7 protein-coding genes are annotated in these 10,125 nt (G+C 38.3%); 3 read left to right on the forward strand and 4 right to left on the reverse strand.

All coding sequences use genetic code 11. The features are described 5' to 3' along the window. Nucleotides 1-37: 37 nt before the first annotated feature. The 3 genes from H6A61_RS14485 (at nt 38) to H6A61_RS14495 (ending at nt 3,996) form a co-directional block, all read left to right on the forward strand. Nucleotides 38-2,422, forward strand: a complete 2,385-nt coding sequence (locus H6A61_RS14485) for a hypothetical protein (RefSeq protein WP_204394586.1) — start codon at nt 38-40, stop codon at nt 2,420-2,422. Nucleotides 2,423-2,445: 23 nt separating this feature from the next. Next, on the forward strand, nt 2,446-3,336 hold the full coding sequence (locus H6A61_RS14490) for a BT1926 family outer membrane beta-barrel protein (protein ID WP_204394587.1): 891 nt from the start codon (nt 2,446-2,448) through the stop codon (nt 3,334-3,336). A gap of 93 nt (nt 3,337-3,429) precedes the next feature. Next, nucleotides 3,430-3,996, forward strand: a complete 567-nt coding sequence (locus H6A61_RS14495; protein WP_204394589.1) for a DUF4369 domain-containing protein — start codon at nt 3,430-3,432, stop codon at nt 3,994-3,996. 67 nt (nt 3,997-4,063) lie between these two features. On the opposite strand, the gene H6A61_RS14500 is transcribed toward H6A61_RS14495, so the two are convergent. The 4 genes from H6A61_RS14500 to H6A61_RS14515 all read right to left on the reverse strand — a co-directional run bounded on the left by H6A61_RS14500 (nt 4,064) and on the right by H6A61_RS14515 (nt 10,088). Continuing rightward, a complete protein-coding gene (locus H6A61_RS14500; RefSeq protein WP_204394591.1) occupies nt 4,064-5,434 on the reverse strand; it encodes an ATP-binding protein in 1,371 nt (456 codons plus the stop codon). A 381-nt stretch (nt 5,435-5,815) separates the two neighbouring features. Then, complete coding sequence (locus tag H6A61_RS14505) at nt 5,816-6,325, reverse strand: DUF4369 domain-containing protein (RefSeq protein WP_204394593.1); 510 nt, start codon at nt 6,323-6,325, stop codon at nt 5,816-5,818. Between the two features lie 89 nt (nt 6,326-6,414). Next, nucleotides 6,415-7,356, reverse strand: a complete 942-nt coding sequence (locus tag H6A61_RS14510; protein ID WP_204394595.1) for a BT1926 family outer membrane beta-barrel protein — start codon at nt 7,354-7,356, stop codon at nt 6,415-6,417. Between the two features lie 20 nt (nt 7,357-7,376). After that, nucleotides 7,377-10,088, reverse strand: a complete 2,712-nt coding sequence (locus H6A61_RS14515) for a hypothetical protein (protein ID WP_204394596.1) — start codon at nt 10,086-10,088, stop codon at nt 7,377-7,379. Between the last annotated feature and the right edge of the window lie 37 nt (nt 10,089-10,125).

Raw genomic sequence — 10,125 nt, forward strand, 5'->3', positions numbered from 1 at the left:
TAATAACCTTATTAATTAACCTAAAAAAGGAAACAGTATGAGAAAATGGACTTATCTCGTGGCTGCTCTACTCATGAGCGGAACAGCTGCAACTTTCACAAGCTGTATTAACACAGACGAACCTGCGGGTATCGAAAATTTACGCGGTGCCAAGGCAGATTTGCTTAGAGCAAAAATCTTAGTTGAAGAAGCAGAGGCTGCAATCAAAAAAGCTCAAGCAAGCTATTTGCGAGCTCAAGCATTGTATCAACAAGAAGTTGCTGCGCAAGCTAAGATTAATACTGAAATTTTAGCTGCAAAGAGTGCGCAAGAAAAGCTGTATTGGGAGAATGAAAAGAAAAAGCTTGAAGAAAAATTCAACAAAGAAATGCTTGATCTAAAAACTCAAACAGCGTTGGCACAGGCTGCATATGATAAAGCCATAGCTGATATTGAAGTTGCAATGCTAAATTATAAAGAAAATGCGTATGCCGCTGCTTTGTATGAATTGATTTACACAAAATCATTTGAATATACAAAATACGTATGGGATTCAACAGAAGAAGAATATGTGCCTAGTACAACTCCTACAACTGCTCTAGGATTAAAAGGATTAGCAGATGCTTTAGCTACAGCACAGAAAGACATGGCTGATGCATTAAGAGCAAAATACGAAGCTGAATTTAATGATTCTAAAGAAAACATTATTGCATCAATCAAGAATACTATCAATTCAACAAAAGGAACTATTGAAGGATATAATAATACTCTGGAACAACTAAAATTGATTGCTAATACAGACATTAGCGAATGGGAGAAAAAGTATAATGAATATAAAGATAAAGTAGAGACTAATAATGCAGAAAAGACAAGATTAGAGCTTGAAAGAGACGAAAAAACTACTGCAATTGATAAGCAAATTGCAGAACTTGAAAATGATTTTAATGCAAAATCTGAAATCAAGCTCGAAATTCCTGAAGCATTGACAGAAGATTTGTATTCATTTATTGACAATGCTCTTTATAGTTTAGACTATTCAACATATCCTAATGAATATCAATTGCAATTAGATGCCGTAAAAGTTCCTACTGATGAAGTTGGTATATATAAACTTCCTACTTCCTTATCATTAGTAATGGAACCAACTATTAAAACTACATTCCTAAATTATTTAAAAAATAATCTTGAATGGTATATATTTGATGACAACGAATTGGCAAATGAAGAAAGAAATCTTAAAATACTAGAAGTTAATAAAGATGATGCTGCAGATGCTTATGATGTTGCTATAGGTGATGAAACAAAGGGTTGGATAAAAGCTAAAAATGACTTTATAAAAGCAGCTGATGAATATAAGTATCAATATAAACCTACAGCAGCAACAAACAGGTATGATGCAAGAACAATTTTACTTAAAGAAATTACCGCTTATGAAGCAAAAACAGCACCTACAGAAGCAGACAAAACTGATATTAAAACTAAAATTAAGACGTTCTTAACTCAAAGAAAAGCACTTGATGGGTTCGTTTGTAATCTGACGGTATCTAGTGGAGTCGGTGATGCAATAACAAAGATTGATGAAGCAGATGGATTAGATAAATATTTGTTGTTATCAGATTACGCTCAAGTAGGAACAGATGCTTTATATCGTAATAATGAAGGCAGTCTATATAAAACATATATGGACGCTACGGAAGCTATATGGGGTAGCAATATAAGCACTCTTTTAGGTGATAACTATATGCTTGAGCCTTATACTTATGAGGATTGGGAAAAGAGTGTAAATGAACATTATTCACTATTTAATTATTACAATGATTTATATCTATACGGTAGCTCAAGTAATAGTAGTTATGGTGCAATTATTGGTAATGGTTTAGCCAATGATAAATTTGTTTCAGCTTATTTATATGAAAATAAAAATCTGGCTGTAACAAATCAAGCAGATTTTAGAACTCTATATGCGAGTGTAGAAACAATCAATGAAGAACTGTTAGAAGCTAGCATTGCTCATCAAGAAGCCAAGAATGTATTAATTACACAAAGGTATGAAATTACGGCAGATTATGCAGCACAGACTGCAACCCTTGATGAAGAAATTTATGGTCTTCAAGCATTAATGAATACAATGGAAATCGTTACTACGTCGGAAGCGCCTAGTGGTAGTACATTTGACGACGCTATCGCTGCCATAAAAGCTCAAATAGATGGATATGAAGGCGTAAATGGTTCTCTGGTTACAGCACAGCATACATTGAATTATTACACTAAACTGCTCGAATCAGTTGAAAAAGGTGAATACGAATTTGCACAGTCAGCTATTATAGCTGAAAAAGACGCATTGTATAATGCAAGAAAAGCTGAATCAGAAGCTTTGCAGGCATTGTTTGATGCAGCAAATGAAAAGAAGAATCAGTTACTTGCAGCTATAGCAGGTGAATAAATTAAACTTTTAAACTAACAAGTATGATAAAGAAACTATGCATATTACTTCTGTCTGTATGTACAGTTGCGCCAGGAATGGCGCAACAATACAGCAGCAGTGATGCGTCGTTTGCCCCAAAGAAAGGTCAATGGCAGGTTTCTGCAGTAATTGGTAACAACCAGATGTTCGATCAGGATATGGAATATCTGTTACCAACTTACTGGAATAAAGAAAATAATTTTAACAATCCTGTAGGACTGCCCGGAACAGATTTCCAATCTGGTGACCCCGGATATTACCTTAATTTGGGTGATTTGAATAGTAATACACTGATGAACCTTATTGGTATTCAGGGAAAATATTTCCTGACTGACCGTTGGGACGTCAACGCAATGTTCAGTATGAACATTAACGCCACTCCATCAAGAGATTATATTGAAGGAGATCATAGCGTTCCAGAGTTCCCAATACAGGATTATAAGTATATCGAAGGCAGAATACAAAATGCCTGGACTGTACAGTTAGGATCTAATTATTATTTCAATACAAAGAACGAACGCATCAACCTCTATGCGGGTGGTGTTTTGGGATGGCAGATGGGAAGAATACAGACATCATATCCTTACACCGGTGAAACCGTAATAGACGAAGATATGAGTGAAGAAACTGATGAAGATTTGAACTACGAAAGCGTGCAGCTCTATACTCCAAACTCACGTGCCGGACAGATTTTCGGTCTGCGGGTAGGAGCAGTGGCAGGTATAGAATACAGCATCGCCAAGGGTTTGATTCTTGGCTTCGAAGTGCAGCCTATTTCTTATCGTTATGACTGCATCCAGATTTGCCCTAAGGGTTCTGCTGTATATCAGGCAGGTCATCACAGCATCGGGTTCTTTGCTACTCCGAACTTGAAGATTGGATTCAGATTCTAAACCCGAGAAAAGTCCAAATAGAAATTCTAACCTGATTATTAAAGCACTCCACACGAAGCTGCGGAGTGCTTTTTTAAACTTAACAACTATAATATGAAAAGTTTCAGACTTTTAGGCACAAGCGCATTCGCGTTTCTATTAATATCCTGCGGACAGACAGCTACCGAAGGATATAGAATTAACGGTAAAATAACAAACCCGAAATACGACGAAAGAACAGTCTATATGGTGGATGCTGCAGGGCACAAATGCGACAGTGCCACAGTTAAAGACTGCAAATTCACATTCGAAGGCAAACATGACGCTACGAAAGTCATGGAGCTGGTGGTACATGAAAACGACAGCGACATGTTCCCTGTCACACTGCCTGTAGTGCTTGAAAAAGGCGACATCACTGTAGAAATGGGCGACATGGTATATGTAGCAGATACGGAAGAGAACGACAGGATGATGAATTTTCTGATGGAAAAAGACAAGTTCATTGACGGCATGTACGGAAAATCACTATCGGCAGACTCAGTAAAATCAGAATTCGCCACTTTCATCGTACAGCAGGTTCTTAAAAACGGAAATTCCACAGTAGGCAAATATATATTCAACTCATATAAAAGCAAACTAGACGAAAAACAGATTGAGGAGTGCAACAAAATAATAAAATGAATATAGCCGGATTCGTTCTGGCTTTTTTTACATCAAATATCAGTGTATGTCTGTTTTCCCATATCATTCAAAGCAACGGTGTCATATATAAAGGCAGATACACAATGCCGTCTTCTATTTTCACATCCTTGTCGTGAAGCACGTAAGGTGTGGATAACTGGGAGCTATACTTGGCGATACACTTCCTCAATGAATTCAGCGTGTAGCGTTGGCCGGACTTTACCTCTATGGGGGAAATATTATGCCTGCTGGTCGTTACAGGTTTGGCTATCAGGAAGTCAATCTCCATACGGTCGTCTGCCGATGTCCGGGAACTGTTGCTGAAAAAATAAAGTCTGTGTCCTGCCGCACGAAGCATTTGCGCCACGATGTTCTCGACCAACATCCCTTCGTTCACTTCCAACTTGTCAAACATCAGTTTCCGGTAAAGGTCGGCACCGACAATTCCACGCTCATCGAAGGCATGACTGATGAGCAGTCCGGTATCACCCATGTAACATTTCAGCGTAGTGCGCTCTTCATTCAGTTTCAGCCCTATACTTGGTTCCGTAGAATTATAGCAGCAGTTAATGATTTTGGCATCACTCAGCCAAAAGAAAGCCTGCGAATAGTCACGCATACGGGCTTCACTCTGCAAAGCGGACAAGACAAACTTCTTTTCGTGCTTCTGCAATTGTCCCGGTATTTCCTCAAAAATAGCGGCAACTTTGGTTTCCTGATTGTCCGCGTATTTGTGAATGTCATTGCGATAAAGAGCCAATATGTCGCGCTTGACTTCATCCACCTTTTCAAAATCCCGCGTTTCCACATATTTGGCGACAGCCTGCGGCATTCCCCCGACAATCAGGTATTGCCGGAAATAATCCATTGCCCGGCGGTGGAAAGCCTCCATGGGAAGACGTTTGCTAAACCGCATCCGTATGTAAGGCATCAGCATCTCGTCTCCCATAGCCCACAAGAATTCCTCAAAGTCCATTGGGAACATTTCTATGGCGTGTTCTTCGGAAGGCAGCATGATGTCCTTGACATTCTTCTTGATGGAAACCAGCGAGCCTGTTTCGATGTAATCATAACGTCGGTCTGCCACCAAATGCTTGATGGCTGCACGAGCACGGGGACAAAACTGCACTTCATCGAATATGATTAAGGAACGGGCTTCCTCGTCTTTCGTCTGACGGGGAGTGAGCTTCCGTCTGAAGTAAAGCTCTATATTCATGAAAAGCATGTCGAGGTCGTCCAAGTAAAGGTTGAAAAAATCCATCACCTGTGGATTTACCTTGCTGAAGTCCACCAGAACGTAAGACGCATATTCCTTGTGAGCGAACTCTTCAACGATATAGCTTTTCCCTATACATCTGGCTCCCTCTATCAAAAGGGTAGTATTACCCTTATGCTTCTTCTTCCATTCCAACAGTTTATCGTATATCTTCCTTTTCATAATTCACGTATTCGTCTTTATTGTATTGTTAATATTTCACATATTCAAGATTATTACACTCGCAAAGTACACTTTTTCTTGGATTAAGAAGAACTTTAGGATGTTTTTATTCCAATCTGCAAGACAATTCGGTACCAATATTAGGGGGATGACTTCGATACAACGCGTAACTATCTAGAACAATGCAACGCTTTTAAAGATCTTGATGGGTATATTCTCTTAGGTTTTGACTTGTTATATATCTGGTAACGAAAAAAGAGGACACGTATTTTACGCATCCTCTTAATTCGGAGAGTGAGTTTGGACTTTTCTCGGCATGATTCAATAAGAATATTCATGTCTTATTCCGGTTATATTTAAGGGCTTATATCCGGAGTAACACTACCTGAGATATGCCTTTTTTATAAATCCGACCAGTGCCGGACAGTCCTTGTTATTTTCTATTTCCTGTTCGATGAAAGCCCTGAATTCTTTTTTGTATTCTTCAAGCGAAAGAGTATCGGGCAGAGCCAAATCGCTTTTCCTGACCATGAACTGCTGCAGCCTTGTATTTAGTGGAGTTCCTGTCGTGAGGGTTTCCATTCCAGCCTTGACGGTTATTTTTCCCATTTCTACAGCTACGGGCAGTATGTACGGAATATCCATGTCTTCCGACTGTATTTTAAGTGTAGCTATGAACGGAGTGTCAGGAACGAGTCTGAACTCGAATTCGTTGTCTTCTATTCTGGTTTGTGAAATTACTTCATTTGTCTCGCTGTTTATCAGCTCGATGTTTTTTCCGTTCCATCCTTCGGCTGTCATTTCTCCGTCTATTACAGCTTCTCTGGGGTTACTGCATGCGGTCATTGCCATTGCGGCAATCATTCCGAAGGTGTATATCAATTTCCTCATACGTTTCATCTTTTTAAATTAAAAAAAGAGGGTGTACCTTTTCATGTTAAGGACACCCTCTTCTGATTTATATCCTTATCTACAGGTTCTTAGAATCTGAAACCAATTTTCAATGAAGGACAAGCTAATACTCTGATATTGTGATGAGCGGCGTTGTACGAAGCCATGCCTTGCGGCTGGATTCTCAGTACGGTGTAGTTGTAAGCTGCAGGCTGCACTTCGAAACCTAGTATCATACCTTTCATGATGCTGTATTCTATACCTGTTACCAGTGCTCCCCTGATAGCCCATACAGTACCAGCCTTGTTGGTAGGTCTGAAAAGCTCTATAGGTTCTTTACCTGATTCACCTTCTATCTGTTCACCGTCTGTCTGACCTTCGTCGTCAGTCACGTTATCATTAATCGTCTCACCTGAGTATGGTGTAACTGTTTCCACTCTTCCCATCTGGAAGCCAACCATACCTCCGGCATAAAGATTGATGCGTTCATTCCTTGTAGGGAAATAATAGTTACCGCCTACACCAAGCATCCATTTGCTTGACACTCTTCCTTCCATGTATTTATATCCCGGAAGGTTCAGAGGGTCACCATCTTCGTAGTATGCACTTTCCATATAGTCTTTCTTTGGAGTGACGTTCATGTCCAAAGAGAAGAAAGCGTTAAGCTGAATTCTGTCTGTAAGGAAATATGCACCCTGTATGCTTGCAATGTTTACGATGCTATTATCATTGAATGCGGCTCCTAAGTCAAGGGCTATACCAAGGTCTTCAGATTGGTTGGCTGTTAGTCCATAAGTATCTAATCCCAAATCTGGAACATTGGTATTACCATATCCATCTAGGTATGAAGGCAGCAAGTAATTCATTCCGTTAAGTTCGTTGAAGAACTGTCCTGCCCCCATATTGAGGTTTACCTGCCAGTCCCCTTTCTTAGGCCTGAACGACGCATCATCTTTACTGTTCCCGTATTGTGCCATGGAAGGCACAATAGCGAGAGCAGATAAAAATAATATGCATAGTTTCTTAATCATTCTTTCAAGTTTTTAGTTAATTATTGAGCTGCAGCTTCCGGGTATCTTTCGTTCAAAACATCCAAGAATGCTGCAAGTTCTTTCTTCAAAATTTCATGTTCTGCATCCAAGTCTAGAAGTTGAGCCTTGAGAATTTCAATTTCAGCATTGTATGCTTCGATTACTACTTTCAAGAAATGTGTAGTTACCTGGAAGTCTGTTGACACTGCACCTTCAGGTGAATCATCTGGAGTTGCAATATTACCTAGCTCTGAACTTGGAATAGTTGTTGTTTTAGTATATTTAACCCAAGTATCTTTTTCTTCATCGTAATACTCTCCAGTTTCAGTAATATAAGTATATTCACCACTTTGATCAGGAGTTAATGTATAAGTAATATATCCTTCATATTTACCACCGATGTTGATTTTGTAATCAACTGGTTTATTATTGTTATCAGTATCATATACTTCATATCCACCCTTATCAAATTCAGCCAACAACTGTTCTGCTGTCACTTTTTCTGCTTCTTTAGCATCATATTTAGCCTGAAGGTCAGCAAGTTGTTTTTCATAGCCGGTTACGCCTGATCTGAGTTCGTTATGGTAACCTTTTAATGATTCAAGATAATTACCTTTATATCCTGAAAGAGTTACAGTAGTACCACTCGCATCAACGAAATCAAGACCTGTTATTCTGTCATTTGTGCCTGCAGTTGCATAATCAACATCAGCATAATTAAGTTTTACAGAAATATCAACCGGACTGTTACCAATCTGAACCTTTAAATCGTTAATTTGCTTCTCAATGTTCTTTTCATTTTCTACAAGAGCCAAATATTCAGCATTTTCCAGAACATCCTCATTAAGTACTGCGAATTCCAATTTCTTAACTGTCAGGCTAGCGTTAATCTTTTCAATTTCATCCACTAAAACTTTCTGGGCTTCTGCTATAGCTACATCTTTTACGTTAATATATGCTTGTAGATAATCGCCAAACATACCACCTGTATATTTATTAGAACTATCAATTAAATACTTCTTATATTCAGTTTCAATATCAGGCTTTGTGTACGCTTCTCCATTTGGATCTAAATATTGATCTCCGAAATCTGTATCACTACCGAATAACTTTTCACCTTCTGTCAAGAAATTATAGTATGGTGAGCCTTCTTTAGTAGTTTCAAGATTTTTGCTTCCACGAATATATGTCCAATATGCATCAACTTCCGCAGACTCAATTGTCTCATAAAATTTTTTAGTATTATCATCTGGATCTGCGAAGAACCAACCATCCAATTCAAAACGTGCTTTACCGTATGCCTTAAGTTCTGCAATGAATGCATCCTGAGCAGCCTTTATGGCAGCATCTTTAGCAGTTTGGTCTGTCAACTGGTTAGCTGCAATAATAGCTTCATCGTAAACATTCGTTTTGTAATCGTTTATATAGTTGTAATATACATCCTTGTCGCTACCTTGCTTATACATTGTGTAGGCTGCAAGTTTTTCCAGATATATGTCTCTTGTACCACCTTCTTTCTCGAATTCTTCAAGCTGTTTTTCATATTTTGTTTTGTAGCTATCAAGAATGTCATTGTACAACTGTTTCTTTGCGACTTTTTCCTGATAATCGTTCTCACTGAATGAGCTAAGATAATTAGAAATAGTACTTATATCATTACTAAGTTCACATGTAGGATTGTTGCTTACTGATATAGTTCTAATATCATCCTTTGTATATTTCAACTTAAATAAATTGTCAGTTGCCTTAAAGGTATAATATTCATCAGAACCTATCAATTCAGTATTTACATTGTCCTGAATAAATGTATTATCGACAATTCCAGATCTTAGAGCAGAGCTAATAAATGTGTGTTGAATTTCAGGAGCAACTGTTAATGTAGCTTCAGCATCGACTTCGAATTTTGTCTTATTTTCTTCTCTTAATGCTGTAGCTTTTTCATTTTTGGCAGTTGTAGCGGCAGTTTTATCTGTAGATAATTTATTGTATTTGGCTACGTCAGCATTGAAATCTTCAACCTTTTCGCGAATTTCCTTATCTAAGTCGGCAATAATCTTATTCTGTCCTTCAGCATCAGCATTATTGATGGTTTTTAATAAGTCAAGCTCGTTCTTCATCAAATCCAATTCTGCAGTAAGTTTTTTTACATTTCTATCCATTTTGCCTCTTACACTCGCTGTATCAAGCGTTTCTTCTGCAAACTGCATCAGAGTAAGTTCCTTATCAGTTATATCTGCTGAAATTTTCTTGTATTCAGCTCTGTTGGAAGTTATAGATGCTAATATCCTTGCATATTCTGCTGTATATGCACTGTTAATATTAGCCATGGCAATGTCAAAATTCTTCAAAGCAACCTGGTATGCAGCTTCTGCTTCTTTTAAAGTAGTCTCATATACCTGCATTGCTATTTCATGTTGCTTTTCAGCTTCGGCGAGTTCGAGAGCTAATTTTTTCTTCTCGTTTTCATTTTCAGCAGCTAAAAGTTCATTCTGCAATCTCAAAGCTTCATTCATGTACTTTTCTTTCTCTACTTCCTGAAGTTTTAACTGAGTTTTAGCATTTTCGTATTCTACTTCTGCCAATTTTAATGCAGCCTGTGCAGAATAGAATTCAGCCTTAGCCGTACGCATAGCTTCGATGCCCGCAGGTTCTTCGTTGTCAATACAGCTTGTGAAAGTTGCAGCTGTTCCGCTCATGAGTAGAGCAGCCACGAGATAAGTCCATTTTCTCATACTGTTTCCTTTTTTAGGTTAATTAATAAGGTTATTA

This window comes from Bacteroides caecigallinarum, assembly GCF_016901995.1.
In the GTDB taxonomy this organism is placed as follows: Bacteria; Bacteroidota; Bacteroidia; order Bacteroidales; family Bacteroidaceae; genus Phocaeicola; species Phocaeicola cellulolyticus.